Raw genomic sequence first — 19,287 nt, 5'->3', positions numbered from 1 at the left:
TGGCTGTGCGTGGTGGCGGCGACGGGGAACGCTGACACGACCGTCGGACACGGTGAACTGATCAAGGCGGTCGAACGCGCGCTGACCGCGCACGGGCGGGCGCTCCTCACCGGACCCGCCGGCGCGGGCAAGACCGAGGCGGTCGGCGCGGTCGCGGCCGCGGCCGCGACCCGCCACGAGACCGTGCTCCGCCTCGCCCCCGAGGCCGCGGACCAGTGGATACCGGAGGCCTCCGCCGCCGCACTCCTCGCCTCCGTGCCCTGCGCCGCACTGGAACGCCTCTCCGGACCCCAGCGCACGGCCATCGCCCTCCTGCGCCGCGAGGCCGACGCGCCCCGGGCCGGCCGCGACCACGTCGCGCTGCGCCTCGCCGTCGTCGAAGTGCTCCGCACCCTCGCCGCCCGCACCCCCGTCCTGCTCGTCCTCGACAACGCCCAGTGGCTGGACGCGGAAAGCACCGATCTGCTCCGTTTCGCCCTGCGCCTGACCCCGCCCCGCGTACGGGTCCTCGTGGCCGAATGCGTCCAGGGCGGCGCCCCCGTCGGCGGCCCCCTGTGCGGCCCCGGCACCCCCGAGATCCGGGTCCCCCCGCTCGGCGCCGACGAGGTGGCCGAGCTCCTCGCCCGCCACGGCCTGCCCGCCCGCCTCGCCGGCCGCATCCACCAGGCCAGCGGCGGAAACCCCCGCCTCGCCCTCGCCCTCGGCCACTCCCTCGCCGAAGCCGCCGAGGCCCGCGACGCCAGCGCCCACCACGCCGACCCCCTGCCGCTGTCCGGCCAGGCCCGCGAGGTCGCCCGCCGGCTCCTCGCCGAAGCCCCGGCCCGGGCCCGCCGCACCCTGCTGCTCGCCGCCCTCGCGGCCCGCCCGACGACCGCCCTGTTGCGCCGGGCCGGCCGGCCCGACGCCGAGGCCGAACTCGCCGAGGCGGAGCGGGCCGCGCTGGTCACCGTCGGGGAGGACGGCGCCGTCACGTTCACCGCCGGCGCCCTGCCCATGGCCCTGGCCGCCGACGCCGGCTGGCCCGAACGCGCCGCCGGACACGCCGCGCTCGCCGCCGCCGTCGACGACCCCGTCCAGGCCGTGCGCCACCGCGCGCTGGCCGTGGACACCCCCGACGAGTGGCTCGCCGCCGAGATCACCGAGGCCGCCGCGGCCTGCCGCAGGCGCGGCCAGCGCGCCCTGGCCGCCGAACTCGGCCTGCTCGCGGCCGAACGTACGCCGACCAACCGGCCCGGGGACGAACTGGCCCGCCTCGTCGCCGCAGCCGAGGACGCCGGCTGGGCCGGCCGCGCCGACCTCGCACGCCGCGCCACCCGTGCCGTGCTGGCCCGCGACGCCTCGCCCGCCGACCGGGTACGGGCCCGGCTCGCCGTGATCGACGCCGCGGGGCAGGCCCTCGCCGCCCTCGACGAGACCTTCGCGTACGCCATGGACGACGCAGCCGGCGACCCCGCCCTCCAGGCGGCCGTGCAGCTGCGGATCGCCACGAAGTACAACCTCAGCGACGGCGACCCCGTCCGCTCCCGCGACGCCGCGGCCGAGGCCGGCAGGCTCGCCGCCCGGGGCGGCGACCAGGTCGCCGAGGCCATGGCGCTGACCGTACGGGCCCGCATGGGCCGCATCCTCGGTGACCCGGACGCCGAGGACATCCTGGCCGAGGCACTGGCCCTGCCCGCCCCCGAGGTGCCGCTCGGCATGCGCAACGCGCCGCAGTACCTCGCCGTCCGGCACGCCCTCTTCGACGACCGGCTCGCCGATGCCCGGCGCCAACTGCTCGTCCTGCTGCCCGCCGTCCGGCGCACCGGATCCGCGGAGGACGTCTTCGAGGTGCTGCGCAGCCTCACCGAGGTGGAACTGCGGCGCGGCCGGTGCGCGCTCGCCTCCGCGCACGCCCGCCACGCCCTGGAGCTGACCATCGAGGCGGGCCTCTCGCCGGGCCCCGCCTGGTACGCCGCCGCGATGGCCGAGGCCATGGGCGGTACCTTCGCGCGCGCCGCCGCCTATGCCCGGCGCGGCATCCAGGCCTCCGAGGAGGAGCACGACCAGGTGTTCCTCTCGCGCAGCCTCTACGCACTCGGCCTGACCGAGCTGGCCACGGGGGAGGCCGCGAAGGCCGTGGCCACGCTGCGCCGGGTGGCCGAACTGGAGGAGGCCCAGCAGGTCGTCGACCCCTCGATCCTGCGCTGGCACGGAGAGCTGGCCGAGGCCCTGGTGGCCGCGGACGCGCCCGACGAGGCCGCGGAACTGCTCGACGCCGTCCGTAAGGTCGCCCTCGGACTGGGGCGCACCGCGGTGGTGGCCGCACTCGACCGGGCCCGCGGGCTGTGCCTGTCCGCGCACGGCGACGCCGAAGCCGCCGTACACCTGCTGCAGGCCACGGCGGACCGGTTCGGTGCGCTCCAGCTCCCGGTGGAGCGCGGCCGAACGCTGCTCGCCCTGGCCCGGGTGGAACGGCGCCGCCGGCGGCGCGCACCCGCCCGCGCTGCGCTGCGGGCGGCGGCCGAGGTGTTCGCCGCGGCCGGCGCGAAACCCTGGGCGGAGCTGGCCGCCGAGCACCGGGAACCGGCGCCGGCCGAGGGCGGCACGCCCGTGGCCCTGGCCGCCCTGACGGAGGGGGAGACCCGTCTCGCCCTGCTCGTCGCCGAGGGCGCCAGCAACCAGGAGGCGGCCGCGAAGCTCTTCGTCAGCGTCAAGACGGTCGAGGCCCGGCTCACCCGGATCTACCAGAAGCTCGACGTGCGCTCGCGGGCCCAGCTGGCCACCGCCCTGCGCACCCGCTGAGGGAGTGCGGAGCGGTGGCCGGACCGGTCAGCAGCCGAGGTTGCCGCCCGGTGTCACGCCCAGGATCTGCGTGAAGCTCTGGTAGGCGTTGATCCGGCTCTGGACCTGGGCGGGGTTGCCGCCGTTGCACTCCAGGGAGCCGTTGATGGAGCGGATCGTCTCGCCGAAGCCGGCTCCGTTGACCATGGCGGCGTGGGCGGTCATCGTGCCCGGACCGTTCTGGGTGTTCCAGTACCACAGGGCCGTCTTCATGGCGACGGCCGGATCCTGCTCCACGAGGTACGGGTTGGCGAGCAGGTTGATGCCGAGCGCGTCGCCGGCCGCCTTGTAGTTGAAGTTCCAGCTGAGCTGGATCGGGCCGCGGCCGTAGTAGGCGGCCTGCCCGGCGGGACAGCCGTACGGCTGGCTCGCGTCGCAGTAGTGGGGGTAGTTGGCGGTGTTCTGCTCGACGATGTACACGAGCCCGCCCGTCTCGTGCGAGACGTTCGCCAGGAACGCGGCCGCCTCGCGCCGCTTGACGGTGTCGTCCCCGGTGTTGGCGAAGGCGGGGTACGCAGACAGAGCCGAGACCAGGCCGTTGTACGTGTAGAAGGAGTTCCGGTTCGGGAACATCTGGTTGAACTGGGCCTCGGAGACGACGAACCCGGAGGGGTTGCCGGGGTTCGGGTCCTGGCCGCCGCCCCCGCCGCAGGCGCCGAGGTCGGACCAGACGCCCCACTGCCCGGTGGTACCGGGCGTCTCGCCCTGGGTCCACCACTTGGCCTGCCAGTTGTGCCCGCTGTACGAGGCGCTCATGCCGCCCGTGTAGACGGCGGACGAGGCCCACGGGGTGACGCAGGCCGCGGCGGCGGAGGCGGGGGAGGCGGGGAGGGCGACCGCGAGGCCGAAGGTGGCGGCCGCGGCGGCGGCCAGGGCGAGGACGCGGCGGCGAAGCGCACGTTTCACGTAACTGCTCCTTCAGTGGGGGGAGTTGCCGTGGGGGGCAAGTACCGCCACTGAAGCGAAACTGGTCTGGACCTGTCAAGGTCTAGACCAACTTTTGTCGCGTTCGGGTAAACGGGCAGCGCCGGGCGCACGGCCGGGGGCGCACGGTGAAGGCCGGGCGCCCCGCGCGCCGGGGCCGAGGCGGGGGACGCCGAGCTGGGCTCGGCACTGGCTCAACGGCCTCGCGGAGCCCTAGAGGGCATGCTCCTGAACGGGAGCCGCGTGGTCCGGGCGATCCGGGTCATCGGCCGGAGCGGCGGCGCGCAGCGCCCCCTCGACCCGGCGGTTGCCGGTCATGGTCGACGTGACGGCGGTCATGGTGAGGAGGAGGCCGGCGGCGGTGTAGAGCGGGGTGCGTACGTCGTAGGCGGTGGCCAGCCAGCCGCCGAGGAAGGCGCCGAACGGGGCGGCGCACATGGCGAGCATGCGGGAGGTGGAGGCGACCCGGCCCATCAGGTGGGCGGGGACGATCGCCTGTCGGAGGGAGGGGGCGAGCACCATCGTGGCGCCCATGCCCGCTCCGCAGACGGCGAGCGCGAGGCCGGCGACGTACGGGTTCGGGGCGGCGGCAAGGCCCAGGACGGCGAGCCCTTCGACCGCGGCCGTGCAGGTCAGCGCGGTGCCCGTGCCGAGTCGTCGGCCGAGGAAGGAGGCGATGCCCGCGCCGAGCAGACCGCCGGTGGCCTCCGCCGTGAGGAGCAGGCCGAAGCCGAAGGTGTCGATGCCGAGACGATCGTGCGCGAAGAGGGCGAGTACGGTCTCCACGGCGCAGAAGGCGATGTTCCCGACCGCCGGACGCAGCGCGAGCCCGAGCAGCAACCGATCACGGAATACGTACGAGGCGCCGGCCCGCGCCTGCCGCAGCAGCGACTCGCGGGCCTGCGGTACGGGCCGGGGTGCGGCAGGCAGTGACCGTACGAGCAGTGCGGAGAGCGCGAACGAGACCGCGTCGGCGAGCAGTGGAACCGCCCGCCCGAGTGCGAGCAGGGCACTGCCCGCGGGCGGCCCGGCGAAGCCGGACGCCGCGGTCTGGGTGCCGCGCAGGCGGGAGTTGGCGCGCTCCAGGAGCGCGGGGTCGCGGCCGAGCAGATCCGGCAGATAGGCCGTGGCGGCCGTGTCGAAGAAGAGTCCGCCGAGGCCGAGGAGGAAGGCGAGGGCCGCGAGCAGCGGAATGCTCAGCACGTCGAGCGCGGCCGCCACCGCCGGTATCGCGAGCAGCACCGCACGCGCCGCGTCCGTGACCCACATCGTGCGCCGACGGTCCCAGCGGTCCACCAGCGCACCGCCGAGCACCCCGAAGAGCAGCCACGGCAGCGTTCCGGCGGCCGTGACGACGGCGAGCGCCATCGGATCCCGCGTCAACGTCAACGCGAGCAGCGGCAGCGCGGCGTGCGACACCCCGTCACCGAGCGAGGACACCGTCTGCGCGGTCCACAGCCGTCCGAACCCGGTCGGCAACTTCCGAACGTCCGAGGTCACTTGGCGTCCCCCTCGGCCTGCCGGCGCGGTGCCGGGTGGAACAGTGCGAAGACGAGCGACGCGTCCGGCAGCGACGGATCGGACAGCTCCCGGTACTCGTCCGCCAGTGCCTCCAACCGCCCCCCCAGCTCCGCGAACTGCTCCTCGGTGAGCCGCAGATGCGCCATCCGCACGTGCCGCTCGCCGTCCGCCGGCGCCGCCTCCAGGTCCGCCACCGCATGCCGCATCAGCACATCCGGGCCTCCCTGGCCCGGATCGGGCAGCACGATCGCCCGCGCGGCCATGGCGTAGTAGCGCTCGGTGACCCCCCGGACCTTCCGCGTCCGTACCACCTTCACCAGGCCGGCCCGCTCGAGCAGCCGCACGTGGTAGCTGGAACTCCCCTTCGCGAGGCCCACCCGCTCGGCGATCTGCGTGATCGTCGCGGGCTCGAAGCGGAGCACGGCCATGATGCGGTGACGCGTGAGATTGGAAACGGCGCGCAGCTGCTCGTCAGTGGTGACGTGGAACGTCTCGGGAAGATCATCGGTAGGCATGCCCCCAATGGTCAACGTTTCTTGACCATTGGGCAAGGGAATTTCGTCAGGACATCCGGAACCGGCTGTTCAGCGCGTCAGTCGAGTGGCCCCGCACAAAAGGGGCCGCCTCCTGCTCTGTGAGCAGGAGGCGGCCCCCTTGTCCGACATCTTCAGGGCATCGCCGTGGAGACCGCGGCAGGTCAGCCCGTCTTGCGACGGGTCTTCTTGTTCTTGCCGCCCGCGCCGCCGCTGGCGCCCTGGATCTTCGCCCGGCTCTGGTGAGCCTGCTGCGCATGGGCGCTGCGGGCGTTGCGCTCGAGGGCCTCCCGGAACTTGCGCTTGGCCTCTTCGGCCGCCGATTCGCCCTGCGGGGTGTCCGACTCTTCTGCCATGTTGTCCTCCTGGATCGACCTGAAGCCGTTTCAGTCTGTCACCCTCCGTCCCCCCTGACCAGCGCGTTCGGTGCCGAGGGGCGAGTCGGGCCGCCGGTGCGGGTGTCGAACGGGTGGTCGGACGGGTGGTCGGACGGGCTCGGGCCGCCGGCCGAACCGCACCACGCGGCGGATCGACCTGGACCGGCGCGAGCGACGGCGGTGGCGGGGGCGGCGCATCGCGCCGGGCGCGGTGTTCGGCCGGACGGTCGTCGCCGACCTGGTGGACGGGCTCCCGGTCCGCATCTGCCGTGTCCTGAGCCCGCTGGGCCTGCGCGACCGCACCCAGGCCGGCCTCATGTGACCCGGATCGCCGGGAGGGGGCGGCACACGAAGTCCCGGGCCTCGCGGGGAGACCCGGGACTTCGCTGGTGCACTTCGCTTGACCGCCGTGTTCAACGACGCAACGCCCCAAAGGTCACCCGCCGTCCTGGGCCCGTACCGCGCGCCGCTGGTGCACCCGCAGTTGCAGGGTGGCGAGGTCCAGCAGCGGGGTGGGCACGGCGAGCGCGCGGGCCCGGGCCACCAGGTCGCCGAAGACGTGCTCGACCTCCGTGGGACGCCCGGCGATCAGGTCCCGGTACATCGACGGGGTGAGCGGGGAGCCGGGCGTGGTCACCGTCCGGGTGGTGAAGGCGAGTTCGGCCTCCGGTACGGGATGGCCCGCGGCGGCCGAGACGGCCGCCGCCTCCGCGAGTACGGCCGGCCCGAGACCGGAGCCGCCGGGAACGGCGCCGACCTCGCCGACGGAGCCGCGCGCCAGGCAGGTGACGGCCGCCAGGGTGGTGATGAAGACCCACTTGTGCCACATCGAGGCGACGACGTCCGGGGTCTCGGGGCTGTCGATGCCCGCCCCGGTCAGCAGGGCGCGTACGGCGTCCACGCGGGCGGAGGCCCGGCCGTCCAGTTCACCGGTGAGCAGGGTGGACGGCGGGGCCATGCGCACGATGTCGCCGTGCTCGTTCAGGGTGGTCACGACCTTGGCCACGCCACCGAGGACCGGCGCGCCGCCGAAGTGGCCTATGAGGTGGTCGAGGTGGGCCATGCCGTTGAGCAGTGGCACGATCGCGGTCCGCGGGCCGACCGCCGGGGCCAGGTCCTTCGCGGCGCGGTCGAGCGCCGTGGATTTCACCGACAGCAGGACGAGGTCGTACGGGTGCGACAGTGCGTCGGCGGTCACCAACTGCGGGGTGAGGGCGAGGTCTTCGCCGAGGCCCGTCACCCGCAGCCCCCGCTCGCGCAGGGTCGCGGCCCGCTCCGGGCGGACCAGGAAGGTGACGTCCTGCCCGGCGTGGGCGAGGCGGGCGCCGAACCAGCCGCCTGCGGCGCCGGCTCCGACTGTCAGGATTCTCATGCGGGAGAGCCTTTCGTGAGGGGCAGCGGCTGCAGGAGCCGGTGCGGTCGGTGCAGGGCCGCGGTGACGGGATCGTCGTCGACGGACGGCGGCGGCAGCCCGGGCCCGGGTGCCACCAGGAGTTCTTCGACCCCGACGGGTGCACGGCAGTCGGTGCAGCGCCCGTCGACGGCGACCGCGGCGTCGTCGACGGCGTGCAGGAAGACCCGGCGCGGCCCGCCGGGCGCGGGCCGGTGCTCCTCGCCCCAGAGGGACAGCGCGCGGACGGCCGGCCAGAGGCGGACCCCCTTGTCCGTGAGGGCGTACACCTCGCGCCGGCCGTCCCCGGGTACGCGGGCCAGCACCCCGGCCGCAGTGAGACCGGCGAGCCGGTCGGTGAGGACCGCGCGCGGGATGCCCAGGTGGGCGGCGAAGTCCCCGAACCGCCGGACTCCGAAGAAGGCGTCCCGCACGATCAGCAGGGTCCAGCGCTCGCCGACGACCTCCATGGCGCGGGAGAGCGAGCACGACTGGCCGCGGTAGTCGCGAGGGAGCGTCATGAGCCCACCGTAGCAAATCAGTTCGGTGACCGAACTGACGCTCAGATCGTGAAGGGCTTCTGGCCGAGGAACTGCGTGTCGGGGCTGCCCGTCGTGAAGAAGTTCGGGATCTGCGTGCGGGGCATGCGCTTCTTGATGTCGCGGTGGAAGGCCTCGTAGTCGCCGCTGAACTCCCCGCCGTTCCAGACCTTGAGCAGGGTCTCGGTGAACTTGCCGTTGACGCTGCCGTCCAGGGCGACCTGATCGTCCTGGCAGGCGGAGATGAGCACGACGCCGGGTTCCCCGCCGTTGCCGTTCGTACTCCTCAGCTCGCGCTGGAGCTCCTGGAAGAACGCCTTGTCCCGCTCGAAGATCTGCTGCTGCTTCAGCACGGGCATGAGGCGTACCGCGTCCCCCTGGGCGGGGGCGTCGATCAGTTCGGTGGCGGTCCCGCTGTGGCAGCAGTCGAGGAAGGTGATGATCCGGACGTCCTTGTCGAACCGCTGGAACTCCCGGTGCAGCTCGTCGTCGAGGAACTGGCGGTCGAAGAACACGAGTGTCTCGTCGAGCTCGTCCGGCTCGTCGCCCTCGCTGTCCGGCATCTGGCCGCCGTGGCCCGAGTAGGTGAGGAGCAGGATGTCCCCGCCCCCGAGCTTCCCGGCCGCCTTGCGCAGCGCGGCCGTGATGGTGTCGACGGTGGCGTCCTTCGTCAGGATCACGGTGTCGTCGAACCCGGCGCCGCGGGCCACTTCGGCCATGTCGCGGGCGTCGTTCTCGCACGCCATGAGCTGTCCGTCCCAGCCGCCGTACTTGCTGGGGTCGACGTTGTTGAGTCCTACGTGGATGGACACGCCTGCGGGCATGAGGTCCTCCTCGGATGCGGTGGGCACGGTGGCGCCGGATGGGGCGACACCTCGGGCAAGGGTTCCGCGGCAGGGGCCCCGCCGAACCGCGCGGCGCGCAGCGACGCCCGATCGGGCGCGGCGGCCGGAGCAACGGACGCGGCGGCCGGAGCAACGGGCGGAAGGCCGCGATGCCCGCGACCGACCGGCGGCCACTCCGTGACCGGCCGCCTTGCCACCGAACAGACCGGATGAAACCATGACAGATAGCAATCAATCCGTCTGTTGCCCGTCAAGGGTGGCCAGGCAGGTGCGGTATGCCGCTCACCACAACGGAATGGGGCCTCGTCACGACCTGGGTGCGTGACTACTTCCTCGACACCCCGGACCCGCAGGACAGGCTCGCCCAGTACGCGTTCCCCCCGGAGTTCATCGGCGACCTCGCGCTGACCCACAAGAGCGGGGAGAACGCCGCCACGCTGGTGCGCGCCTCGCGCAAGGACATCGCGGCGCAGCTGCGCCTGCTCGATGTCCTGGTCAGTCTCGACCAGCTGAGTTCCCTGCCGGCCGGCACGGAGGCCGAGAGGTTCCGAGCCAGGCTGATCGAGGACGCGAGGGTGGACTCCTCGGCCACGGACCACTTCCTCGCCGGCGTACTCAAGAACGGCGCCGAGGTGTTCATCGACCGCGCCGACCTGCGGGCGCGCCTGCGGCAATTCCTCGCCGACCCCGAGATGACCGTGCTGGTGGTCGACGGCGAGGCCGACAGCGGGCGCTCCTACACGTACAACCTGATCCGGTACCTCGGCCAGCACTGCGGATTCCGCCCGGTGCGGGTGACGCTGCAGCGCACCTCGACCGCCGCCCAGGTGATCCGGCGGCTGGCGGAGTTCATCGGAGAGCGGGACATCGACATCTCACCGTTGAACGCGACACAGTTGAACGATCCACTGCCGTGGGTCGATGACGCCGTCCACCGGATCGTCAGCCGGGCCACGGCCGCGGAGGAGCGGTTCTGGCTCGTCCTGGACGAGTGCGACAAGGTCGACGCCAATTCCGACGTCTGGGACTGCATCGGCCAGCTGGCGCAGGCCCTCTACGACTACACCCCGGTTCAGGAGGAGACCGTGCCCCGGCTCGTCCTGCTGGGCTACGGGCCGACGATGCGCCAGCTGCCGCACGACCTCCGCAACAACGTGTGCCGGGACACGGCGCGGGTCGCCGGCCCGGACGATCTCCACGCCTTCTTCCGGACCTTCTTCGCCCAGACGCCCGAATCGGGGGACCCGGCCGGGATCGAGGCACTGACCGAAGTGGCCGTCACGACGATCCTCGAAGCGGCGCAGCGACCTGGGGACGACAGCTACATGCGCAAGATCTGCACGGCGGCCGAACGGACCGTACGCCTCTACCGATCGCTGCCGCACGACGAGGACTTCGCGGCCCGGCTGCCCAGGGAGCTGCTCGCCGCGGAGGCCGCGCCCCAGCCCGCCGTTCCGGACAGCCGCAGGGCGTACCGGGAGGCCGCGAGCCTGCTCTCCGGGTTCGATCCCACGCAGCTGCGGCTGCCCGGTGAGGGGGAGAGCACCGGTCGGGCGCCGCTGGAACTCGTCCACGACTGCGCGACCATCGGATTGCAGCCCCGCATCAGGTGGGTCCTCAAGCAGGAGGTCCGCGACGAGGTTCTGCGCAGCCTGGCCGGCCCGGAGGCAGCGCGCCTCGGCCTGGAGGCCAACCTGGGCCAGGTCCCCGAGGGCCCCGGCCCGGAGCGGTTCGCGCTCGCCTACCTCTCCGGCACACCGCCGGACCTGGGGGAGCAGGATGTCGACGGGCTCGCCGACATCCTCCAGGCGGTGCTGTGGCTCGTCCAGATCCCGCACACGACCGGGATACCGGACCCCGAGCACGTCCAGCAGCTGCTGGAGCGCGCCAGACTGCGCCAGCCGCTCGAACGCCTGGTCAGGGGCAGGTTCTGCGGGCGCGCCGCCGAGCTGGAACAGCTGCGGGCGTACGCCGGGCTGCCCCCGGCCGCCGAGGGCCCCCTCGGCGGCGGCTCCGTCAAGGCACCCCCCTTGCTCATCCACGGGCTGGGCGGCACGGGGAAGAGCACCCTGCTCGCCAGGTTCCTGCTCGACCTCCCCGCAGGTTTCCCCTTCGCCTACGTCGACTTCGAGCGGCCCACGCTCTCGGTCCACGAGCCGATCACCCTCGTCGCCGACATCGCCCGGCAGCTCGGCATCCAGTACCCCCGGCACCGTGCCGCGTTCGACGCACTGGCCGGGGAGTGCGAGGAGACCGCCCGCATCCAGCGGGAGGAGCAGAACATCGTCGACGAGCTGTACCGGCTCTCCACCACCCGCTCGGGAGCCGGGCGCGGAGCCGCCCAACAGTCCCAAAGCCGGGCGCGGGCCCGCGAGACGGACCTGGTCCGCCGGGTCGGTGAATGCCTCGTCCGGGCGGTGGCGGGCGCGGGCGGAGGTGCGGAGGGCGGCCCGCCGCCGCTGGTGATCGTGATCGACTCCTTCGAGGAGGCCCAGTACCGCGCGAACCCCGTGCTCGGCCGCATGTGGGCCATCTGGTCGGTCCTCCACGAGGGGTATCCGCGGCTGCGGTTCATCGTCGCCGGGCGGGCCGGCGTCCACCACCCGGCGCAGGTCGCGGAGCCGAAGACGATCGCGCTCGGCGACCTCGAACCGGACGCCGCCGTGGACCTCCTCATGTCCAGCGGGATCGAGGACGAGGGCGTGGCCCGGGCCCTGGCCGAGCGGGTCGGCGGCCACCCGCTCAGCCTGAAGCTGGCCGCTCACGCGGCCGTGCTCGCCTGCCAGGAGGCCGGCTCGCTCGGCGAGCTGGTCGAGAGCCTCCCCGCCCGGCGCCGGTACTTCTACCGCAAGGTCGACCAGATGCTCGTGCAGGGGATCCTGTACGACCGCATCCTCAAGCACATCGCCGATGCGGAGGCCCGCGCCCTCGCCCAGGCGGGACTGGCGCTGCGCACCATCACCCCCGAGCTGATCGCGGACGTCCTCGCCCCGGCGTGCGGACTGCACGTGGACTCCCCGGAGCAGGCGCGCCGCCTCTTCGGACGGCTGGCCCGGCTCGACCTGATGGAACCGGCCGGTCCGGGCGCCCTGCGACACCGATCCGACCTGCGGGCCATCATGCTGCGCCTGTCGGACACCGCACGCACCGACCTGATGCGTACGGTCGCGCAGCGCGCGGCGGAGTACTACGCGGCCCGCGAGGGGCCGGAGGCCCGCGCCGAGGAGATCTACCACCGGCTGCGCCTGAACGAGAACCCCCGCTCCGTGGAGCAGCGCTGGGAGCCCGGCGTCGAGCGCCACCTCGACGGCGCGGACCGGGACATGGCGTCCCGGTCGGCCGCCTTCCTGACCGGCCGCCTCGGCGGGCACATCCCCGACGAGGCACTGCACGACGCCGACCAGGAGGACTGGGAGCGGAACACCGCACGCGACGTCGAGGACCTGCTCGCGCAGGGCTACACCGACGAGGCCGCGGCCCGGCTCGCCGAACGCCGACCCTGGACACCGGGCAGCCCCCTCGACCCGCTGCTCGTCGAGACCCTGGCCCGCAGCGGACGGCGTACGGAGGCCAGGAACACGGCGCAGCAGGCCGTCGCCCGCGCGGAGGGGGCGGGCGACGTCGATGCGCAGTTGGAGCTGCTGCTGCTCTCCGCGCGGCTCGCGGAGGAGGACGGCGAGGTGCAGGAGGCCGAACGCGACCTCGCCGAGGCGGAGGACCTCGCGACCGGCCTCGGCCGCGACTTCGATGCCCTGGGAGCCACGCTGGCCCGGGCCCGGCTGGCCGCCCCGCGCGCAGGCGACTCGGACGTCGACCGTCGCCTCGCCCGGCAGCTGCGGCAGCTGCCCGACGAGGCGCTGGCCGAGCAGCCGGTCCTGGTCCGGGCCGTGGCGGCCGAGGTGTCCCGGCATGATCCGGCCGCACTCGGCCACACCCTGGACGTCGTGGGACTGCCGGACACCGACGACGAGGCCCTGGACGCGCTCGCGGACACGATCGTCCGCGTGCTGGCGGAGCAGCCCGAGCTGGGGCTCGCCGTGGCGAAGATCCTCGAGAACGCCGCCGGCCCCGTACCGCCGGCCCGGCCCGCACAGCAGCAGCTGCCCGCGCCCCCGCCACCGCCCTCCGTGGCCGACGTGCTCCGCGACGCCCGCGACCGGGGCACCCTCGACGCGCTCGCCCGGCGGCTCCTCGTGCTGCACGACCACAGCGGCGCCCTGGTCTCCGGTGTGGCGGCCGCCATGGGTGCGGGTACCCCCGGCCCGGCGGCGCCTGTCCGCACAGCCGAAACAGCCGAAAGGAACGGCCCGCGAGCGGCCTGAACCCGTATGAGCGACGCGTATCTCCCCTCCGAGGAAATCGTCCGGCTGGTCGACGCCTCGCTGGAGGCCGGGCTGGCCGATCCGTCGGTACGGCGGCTGCTCCTCGACGGCATCATGCCCAAGTACCGGGGCACGCTGCCGCTGATGGCAGCCCCCGGCATGCAGGTGCACTCGGACCTGAACGAGATGAACCGCGTGGAGCGGCTGGTCGACGGCTCGGTGCCGCTGGAGATCTGGCTGCGCAACGCCGTCGCCCAGACCGTGGAGGCCGGCCCGCTCGCCGTGTTCCAGCGGGCCCTGGACGAGGTGGCGCGCGACGCCGCCGGCGAGCCCGACGTACCGGCCGGGCTGCCCGCGGGCGAGACGAAGGAAGAGATCATCCACCTGGACGACACGGTGCCCTTCGAGTTCCTGCGCGGCGGCGAGGAGGCGGGCCGCGCGGTCGCCCGGATCAAGGTCCTGCCGTACCAGGCCGGCGCCCCGCTCAAGCCGAACGGTTTCCCGCACTCGGGGACGGGCTGGCTCATCGCCCCGGACCTGCTCGTCACCAACCACCACGTGGTGAGTGCCCGGACCCGCAGTGCCACCGAACGCGGCATCGTGGATCCGGCGGACCTCCAGCTGCAGGCGCAGAACTCCCGCTCGCGCTTCGACTACGGCGCGGACGACACGGAGACCGAGGAGGTGGCCGCCAGCGGCCTGGTCGCCTGGGACGAGGCCCTCGACTACGCGATCCTGCGGCTGACCGGCCAGCCGCCGCGGGCCGCTCTGCGGGTGGCGACCGAACCGCTGACGGTCGACGGGGAGCCGGTCGCGGTCAACATCATCCAGCACCCGGGCGGCCAGCCCAAGCGGGTCGCCCTGCGCAACAACCTCGTCTACGAGGCGAACGAGAACGACGTGCGCTACTTCACCGACACCCGGGGCGGGTCCTCCGGATCGCCCGTCTTCACCGACGACTGGCAGGTGGTCGCGCTCCACCGCGGGACGCGGCGCGTCGAGGACGTCAACTTCCAGGGCAAGACCACCGCGTTCGTCAACGTCGGCACCCAGATGAGCAGCGTCATGCGGCACCTGCGGGAGCACAGCCCCGAGGTCCACGCCGAGATCACGGCGGCGCAGTCGGCGCCGGCGCAGCAGGGCCGGCCTGAGGAGGCATGAGATGGGCGGCAACGGCAGCTCACCGGTGGCGACCGGTCCCGAGCAGGTCTTCCGGGACCTGCGCGCGGTCGCCGAACGGGTGCGCCAGGGACTGAAGGCGGACGCGGACGCGGAGATCCCCGAGTCCTCGGAGAGCCTCCCGGCGGACCGGGCCCCGGCCGGGCAGATCGGCGAGTTCGCCCGCCAGGAGCGGGCGAGGGTGCTGACCGCGGGCGCCAGGGGCCTGGAGAAACTCGCCGACAGGCGGGAGGACGAGGTCGACGACGAGGAGTACTTCGGCATCGAGGCGATCGTCCTCCTCGAAGGCCGGCCGGCCCTGCTGATCCAGGGCCAGGACTTCCCCTCCCAGCAGGGCGACTGGGTGGTGCTCGAGGACCATCGGGCCGCCATCCGGGAGTCCATCGCCCGCGTGGGCCGGGTGGAGGTCACGGGACACACCAGCCTGGACTGGCTGGGCACCGCGTTCCTCGTCGGCCCCGACGTCGTGATGACGAACCGTCATGTGGCCGTCGAGTTCGCCACGGGCGACGGAGCCGGCTGGACGTTCCGGCCGGGCATGAGTGCGCGGCTGGACCTGGCGGAGGAGCTGGCCGCCGTGCCCGGCGACGGCTCGCTGGAGTTCGCGGTCACCGAAGTGGTGGGCATCCACCCCGAGGTCGACATGGCCCTGCTGCGCATCGACCCCGCCCGGGGCGGGGCTCCGGCGACCCCGGTGGCGGTGGCGGCCGATCCGCCCGCAGACGTGCCCGGCCGGCCGGTGTACGTGATCGGCTACCCGGCGGAGGACGGCCGCCGCAACGAACCCGAGGCCATGCGCCGCATCTTCATGGACGTCTACAACGTGAAGCGCCTCCAGCCCGGTACGACGACGGGGCTGGGTCCCGGCGAGCTCACGGTGAAGCACGACTGCTCCACGCTGGGCGGCAACAGCGGCTCGCCGGTCTTCGACCTGGCCGACCACCGCGTCCTCGGCCTGCACTACGGAGGCCGCTACGGCTTCGGGAACTACGCGGTCCCGCTGTGGGAGCTGGTGGACGACCCGCTGCTGAGCCGTGCGCAGGTCAACTGGGTCTGACGCGTCACGCGGTACGTCAACTCGGGGTGACGCGCAGCGCGTCGCCGACGAGGCGCACCGCGCGGGAGAGCCGGCCCAGCTGCTGGAGCTCGACGGCGTACATCCGGATCGAGTTCTCGATGACGGACTCGGCCACGCCCATCGAGGGCAGTTCGGCGCGGCTGGTCTCCAGTGCGACCCGGACCGCGCGCATCTCGTGCTGGAGCTGGAGCTGGGCGTGCCGGGTGAGGAGGACGGGGCTGCGGGTCAGTGTCGAGTAGCTGCCGTAGCGGGCCGGGAGCAGATCCCGCAGCCAGCGCATGGCCGTGCGTTCCCAGTCGTGGGTGCCGGGGGCCTTGACCTGACAAGGCCAGTCCGGGCTGAGCGTGGTGGAGGCCGTCTGGCGCATTCTCGTCGCTTCCGAATGGTGTCGAACTCTGATCGAGATGTCGGTGGGCGGCCTCGGCCCAGGGGTTGACCGAGGCCGCCACAAGCGCTCTGGTGGATCCCAGTGCCGGGAACCGGCACCGAGGCGGAACGTGAGGAGGAGCGTCCCGCGCGGGTGCCCGTTCTGGGAGGGCGTGGGGTCGCCCTCCTTGGCGTCTGGTGGATCCGGCGCGCTGCTTAGTAAACATATATACCGTCGAGTAAACAAGAGAATGAAAAATTACATACGCGCGGACGGCGTGAAAGTGGACTGCCTCGTACCGGTTGAAAATCGGCCTTACAGGAAGAATCCGTGCTGGTCGGCGACCTGCTCGTACCCTTCGAGGCGCGCCTGCGTCCGCTCGGGATCCGCGTCGGCCATCGCCTGCAGCAGGGCCGCGGACAGCATCCCGGGTGCCGCATACGAATCGAAGACCAGCCGCGCGCCGGTCCCGGCGGTCAGCGCCACGTCCGCCTCGTCCACCAGGGGGCCCAGGGTGGTGTCGGTGATCAGCGCGATCTTCAGCCCCGTGCTGCGGGCGGCCCGCAGCGCCGCCAGGGTCTCCTTGGCGTGCCGGGGCATGGCGAAGGCCAGCGCCCAGGTCCCGCCGGCCTCCCGGGACTGGAGCAGGGCGTCGTAGGCGACGCTGCCTCCACGTGTCACCAGCCGGACATCGGGGTGGATGCGCCGTGCCGCGTAGGCGAAGTACTCCGCGAGCGAGACCGAGATCCGCAGGCCCAGCACCGTCAACGGCACCGAGCGGGCCAGCTCGCGGCCGATGTCGAGCACCTGGTCGGTGTCGGCGAGCAGTCGCCGTACGTTCTCCAGGTTCAGGATCTCGGCGTCCACGGCCGCCTGGAGCTCGTTGCGGCGGAACTGCTCGCGGGTCTCCGGGGAGCCCGCGACGGCGCTCAGCGCCATCGGCTGCAGGGCGTCGCGCAGGGCCGGGTAGCCGCTGAACCCGAGGGAGGTGGCGAAACGTGTCACCGACGGCTGGCTGACGCCCACCCGCTCCGCGAGCTCGGTGATCGACAGGAACGCCGCCTCGGTCAGGTGGTCGACCAGGTACTGGGCGATCCGCCGCTGCCCGGGGGACAGGCGATGGCCGTCGAACAGGGCCCGTACCCGGTCGCCGGGAGCGCGCTCATGGACCGGCGGCGCCTGCCCACTCGGCGTGATCGCAGCCGCCTGTGCGCGTGCCTGCTGCCCCGATGACACCGATGGGCCTCCCTCTCATGTCACTCGTCTTCAAACATAGCTCACGCCCTGTGGTCGGCCGACCTTCAGCCGCCGGGGCCCGCTGCCGGGGTGCGGCCGTATCTGTCGCGACTCCCGGAGGCCGGAAATATGATGTGCTCGGATCTTCGGCGCCGCGTGCGCACCGCACGTGGCGGGAGCCGAGAGCCGAGAGCAGGGACGGCACGTATGGATGCACCCGGGAGCGGTCCATGACCAGGCGCCGTCCCCCGAAGTCGGTGAGCGCCGACGACCTGCTGACCACGCTGGGCCGGCTTACCGACAGGGTGCGCGCCGGGGCGGAGATGCAGCAGGCCCGGGTGGAACTCGCCGAGGCCCTGCAGCGCGAGATGCTGCCGGCCTCGCTGCCCGCCCTCCCCGGCCTGCGCAGCGCGGCCCGCTACGTGCCCGCCCGGCACGGCCTGGACATCGGCGGCGACTGGTACGACGGCTTCCCGCTGCCCGAAGGTGCCCTCGCCTTCTCCATCGGCGACGTACAGGGCCACGACGTCGAGGCCGCCGCCTTCATGGGGCAGGTCCGCGTCGGCCTGCGCGCGGTGTCCGCCGTCGTCGAGGACCCGGGGGAGGTGCTGAGCCGGGCCAACGACGTACTGCTGTCGCTGGACTGCGAACTCTTCGCGACCTGCACCCTGCTCCGCTTCGACCCCGAGACCTGGGAGCTCGAGAGCGCCCGGGCCGGCCACGTGCCCTCCGTATGGGCCACGGTCGACGGCCGGTACGGCATCACCGACGACGAGGGCGGCCTGCCGCTGGGGGTGGAGCCCGGCGCGGGATACGCCGTGACCCGGCGCCGGCTGGACCAGGCGGGCTCCATCGTCCTGCTCACCGACGGCGTCGTCGAAGGGCCGTCGTTCCCGATCGACGTCGGACTGGCCCGCGTGGCCCGGGTGGTCCGGGAGGCGGCCGGCGCCGATCCCGACGAGATCGCCGCCGAGATCATGAAGGTGGCCGACTCCACCGGTCATGCCGACGACGCGGCGGTACTCGTCCTCAGCCATGACGCGGCAGGCCCCCCGCGCTGGTAGTGCGTGTCATGCTCCGCCCGGAGGCGGCGGCTGTTGTCTGATGCTGTGGTGCGCACCGAGGAATGGCGACGTCCTGCAGGAACCCTTCTCGGGATCCTCGGCGTCGCCGCCGCCTACTACGCCACAGGACGGATCGGCCTCCTGCTGCGCGTGGTCGTCGACGGTGCCGAGGTCACGCCCCTGTGGCTGCCCACGGGCATCGCGGTCGCCGCCCTGCTGTGGTTCGGCCTGAGGATCTGGCCGGGGATCGCCCTCGGCACGGTCCTCGCCATCGAACACCTCAGCAGTTTCCAGATCGCGGACCTCGGGATCGTCCTGGGCAACACCCTCGCGCCGGTGTGCGCGTACCTGCTGTTGCGCCGCGTGGGCTTCCGCACCGAGCTGGACCGGCTGCGGGACGGCCTGGCCCTGGTCTTCCTGGGCGGGCTCGTGCCGATGCTGATCAGCGCGTCCATCGGCACCGGGGTGCTGGTGGCCACCGGCGACCTGGCGCCGAGCGGGTTCTGGCCGGTGTGGTCGGCGTGGTGGGTCGGCGATGCGATGGGGGTGCTCGTGGTGACCCCGGTGCTGCTCGTCCTGCCCACGGTCCGGATGCCGGCTGATGCGTACCGCGTCGCCGAGGCGGTGGCACTGACCGTCGCCGCCGGGGTCGTCTCGTACGTGGCCGGCCGGAGCGCCCTGTCGCTGCTCTTCCTCGTCTTCCCGCTGCTGATCTGGTCGGCCGTACGCTTCCAGCTGGCCGGCAGCGCGCCCTGCGTCCTGGTCATGTCCGTCGTGGTGATCGAGGCGGCGACCGACCACGCCGGACCCTTCGCCGGCCACACCCTCTTCGAGATCATGGTCAACCTCCAGGCGCTCAACGGCTCGGCGGCCCTGACCGCGCTGCTGCTGTCCGCGATGGTCACCGAACAGAACAACATCCGCCTGAAGATCGAGCGGGTGTGCGAGGACTTGGCCGAGGTCGTCGACCGGCTCACCCCCCGCAGGCCGGGGGATTAGGGCCTGTCTTTCGGATCATGCCGGGCTCGCGGGGCCTGGCACCGCGCTCGCCGCGTTGTCGTCACTCGCCAACGTCCCCCGGCTACCGCTGGG

At 73.2% G+C, this 19,287-nt stretch carries 15 protein-coding genes; 6 read left to right on the top strand and 9 right to left on the bottom strand.

The features are described from left to right. The first annotated feature begins 9 nt into the window (after positions 1-9). A complete protein-coding gene (locus tag ACZ49B_RS10470) occupies positions 10-2,781 on the top strand; it encodes an AAA family ATPase (RefSeq protein WP_468302997.1) in 2,772 nt (923 codons plus the stop codon). Between the two features lie 27 nt (positions 2,782-2,808). On the opposite strand, the gene ACZ49B_RS10465 is transcribed toward ACZ49B_RS10470, so the two are convergent. The 7 genes from ACZ49B_RS10465 to ACZ49B_RS10435 all read right to left on the bottom strand — a co-directional run bounded on the left by ACZ49B_RS10465 (position 2,809) and on the right by ACZ49B_RS10435 (position 8,928). Continuing rightward, a complete protein-coding gene (locus ACZ49B_RS10465) occupies positions 2,809-3,726 on the bottom strand; it encodes a glycoside hydrolase family 19 protein (protein WP_468302994.1) in 918 nt (305 codons plus the stop codon). Between the two features lie 231 nt (positions 3,727-3,957). Beyond that, positions 3,958-5,244, bottom strand: coding sequence for an MFS transporter (locus ACZ49B_RS10460; RefSeq protein WP_468302991.1), 1,287 nt, complete (start codon positions 5,242-5,244; stop codon positions 3,958-3,960). Further along, entirely contained in the window at positions 5,241-5,780 is a 540-nt protein-coding gene (locus tag ACZ49B_RS10455) for an ArsR/SmtB family transcription factor (RefSeq protein ID WP_468302988.1), read from the bottom strand. The genes ACZ49B_RS10460 and ACZ49B_RS10455 overlap by 4 nt, the downstream gene beginning before the upstream one ends. A gap of 182 nt (positions 5,781-5,962) precedes the next feature. Then, on the bottom strand, positions 5,963-6,154 hold the full coding sequence (locus tag ACZ49B_RS10450) for a DUF5302 domain-containing protein (protein WP_362629783.1): 192 nt from the start codon (positions 6,152-6,154) through the stop codon (positions 5,963-5,965). A 457-nt stretch (positions 6,155-6,611) separates the two neighbouring features. After that, positions 6,612-7,547, bottom strand: coding sequence for a 2-dehydropantoate 2-reductase (locus ACZ49B_RS10445; protein WP_468302985.1), 936 nt, complete (start codon positions 7,545-7,547; stop codon positions 6,612-6,614). Continuing rightward, positions 7,544-8,086, bottom strand: coding sequence for a winged helix-turn-helix transcriptional regulator (locus tag ACZ49B_RS10440; RefSeq protein ID WP_468302983.1), 543 nt, complete (start codon positions 8,084-8,086; stop codon positions 7,544-7,546). The genes ACZ49B_RS10445 and ACZ49B_RS10440 overlap by 4 nt, the downstream gene beginning before the upstream one ends. Positions 8,087-8,127: 41 nt before the next feature. After that, on the bottom strand, positions 8,128-8,928 hold the full coding sequence (locus ACZ49B_RS10435) for a caspase family protein (protein WP_468302980.1): 801 nt from the start codon (positions 8,926-8,928) through the stop codon (positions 8,128-8,130). Positions 8,929-9,224: 296 nt separating this feature from the next. On the opposite strand from ACZ49B_RS10435, the gene ACZ49B_RS10430 reads away from it, so the two are divergent. From ACZ49B_RS10430 to ACZ49B_RS10420, 3 genes are read left to right on the top strand one after another with little or no spacing between them, the layout of a single operon-like run. Next, positions 9,225-13,271 carry an AAA family ATPase gene (locus tag ACZ49B_RS10430; protein WP_468302977.1) on the top strand — a complete coding sequence of 1,349 codons (4,047 nt, stop codon included), beginning with the start codon at positions 9,225-9,227 and terminating at the stop codon, positions 13,269-13,271. 6 nt (positions 13,272-13,277) lie between these two features. Then, positions 13,278-14,432 carry a trypsin-like peptidase domain-containing protein gene (locus ACZ49B_RS10425; protein WP_468302974.1) on the top strand — a complete coding sequence of 385 codons (1,155 nt, stop codon included), beginning with the start codon at positions 13,278-13,280 and terminating at the stop codon, positions 14,430-14,432. Position 14,433: 1 nt separating this feature from the next. After that, the gene (locus ACZ49B_RS10420) at positions 14,434-15,507 is read left to right on the top strand and encodes a trypsin-like serine peptidase (protein WP_468302972.1); all 1,074 of its coding nucleotides are present in this window, start codon (positions 14,434-14,436) and stop codon (positions 15,505-15,507) included. Positions 15,508-15,523: 16 nt separating this feature from the next. Here the strand turns inward: ACZ49B_RS10420 and ACZ49B_RS10415 are convergent, their stop codons facing one another. Next, positions 15,524-15,895 (bottom strand): hypothetical protein, encoded by a 372-nt coding sequence (locus ACZ49B_RS10415; RefSeq protein ID WP_030295755.1) that lies wholly within the window; start codon positions 15,893-15,895, stop codon positions 15,524-15,526. 315 nt (positions 15,896-16,210) lie between these two features. Then, entirely contained in the window at positions 16,211-17,131 is a 921-nt protein-coding gene (locus ACZ49B_RS10410; protein ID WP_468302969.1) for a MurR/RpiR family transcriptional regulator, read from the bottom strand. Positions 17,132-17,361: 230 nt separating this feature from the next. On the opposite strand from ACZ49B_RS10410, the gene ACZ49B_RS10405 reads away from it, so the two are divergent. Next, complete coding sequence (locus ACZ49B_RS10405; protein WP_468302966.1) at positions 17,362-18,195, top strand: PP2C family protein-serine/threonine phosphatase; 834 nt, start codon at positions 17,362-17,364, stop codon at positions 18,193-18,195. A 45-nt stretch (positions 18,196-18,240) separates the two neighbouring features. Then, entirely contained in the window at positions 18,241-19,194 is a 954-nt protein-coding gene (locus ACZ49B_RS10400) for an MASE1 domain-containing protein (RefSeq protein WP_468303390.1), read from the top strand. The last annotated feature ends 93 nt before the right edge of the window (positions 19,195-19,287 follow it).

This window comes from Streptomyces sp. NPDC031132, from assembly GCF_055570595.1.
This window is presented reverse-complemented; position numbering and strand designations above follow the sequence as displayed.

What these genes read in the sequence shown, in the direction of transcription:
- ACZ49B_RS10435 (WP_468302980.1), bottom strand. Translation starts at nt 8,928, where the DNA reads ATGCCCGCAGGCGTGTCCATCCACGTAGGACTCAACAACGTCGACCCC.
- ACZ49B_RS10405 (WP_468302966.1), top strand. Translation starts at nt 17,362, where the DNA reads ATGACCAGGCGCCGTCCCCCGAAGTCGGTGAGCGCCGACGACCTGCTG.
- ACZ49B_RS10425 (WP_468302974.1), top strand. Translation starts at nt 13,278, where the DNA reads ATGAGCGACGCGTATCTCCCCTCCGAGGAAATCGTCCGGCTGGTCGAC.
- ACZ49B_RS10450 (WP_362629783.1), bottom strand. Translation starts at nt 6,154, where the DNA reads ATGGCAGAAGAGTCGGACACCCCGCAGGGCGAATCGGCGGCCGAAGAG.
- ACZ49B_RS10420 (WP_468302972.1), top strand. Translation starts at nt 14,434, where the DNA reads ATGGGCGGCAACGGCAGCTCACCGGTGGCGACCGGTCCCGAGCAGGTC.
- ACZ49B_RS10440 (WP_468302983.1), bottom strand. Translation starts at nt 8,086, where the DNA reads ATGACGCTCCCTCGCGACTACCGCGGCCAGTCGTGCTCGCTCTCCCGC.
- ACZ49B_RS10455 (WP_468302988.1), bottom strand. Translation starts at nt 5,780, where the DNA reads ATGCCTACCGATGATCTTCCCGAGACGTTCCACGTCACCACTGACGAG.
- ACZ49B_RS10445 (WP_468302985.1), bottom strand. Translation starts at nt 7,547, where the DNA reads ATGAGAATCCTGACAGTCGGAGCCGGCGCCGCAGGCGGCTGGTTCGGC.
- ACZ49B_RS10415 (WP_030295755.1), bottom strand. Translation starts at nt 15,895, where the DNA reads ATGCGCCAGACGGCCTCCACCACGCTCAGCCCGGACTGGCCTTGTCAG.
- ACZ49B_RS10430 (WP_468302977.1), top strand. Translation starts at nt 9,225, where the DNA reads ATGCCGCTCACCACAACGGAATGGGGCCTCGTCACGACCTGGGTGCGT.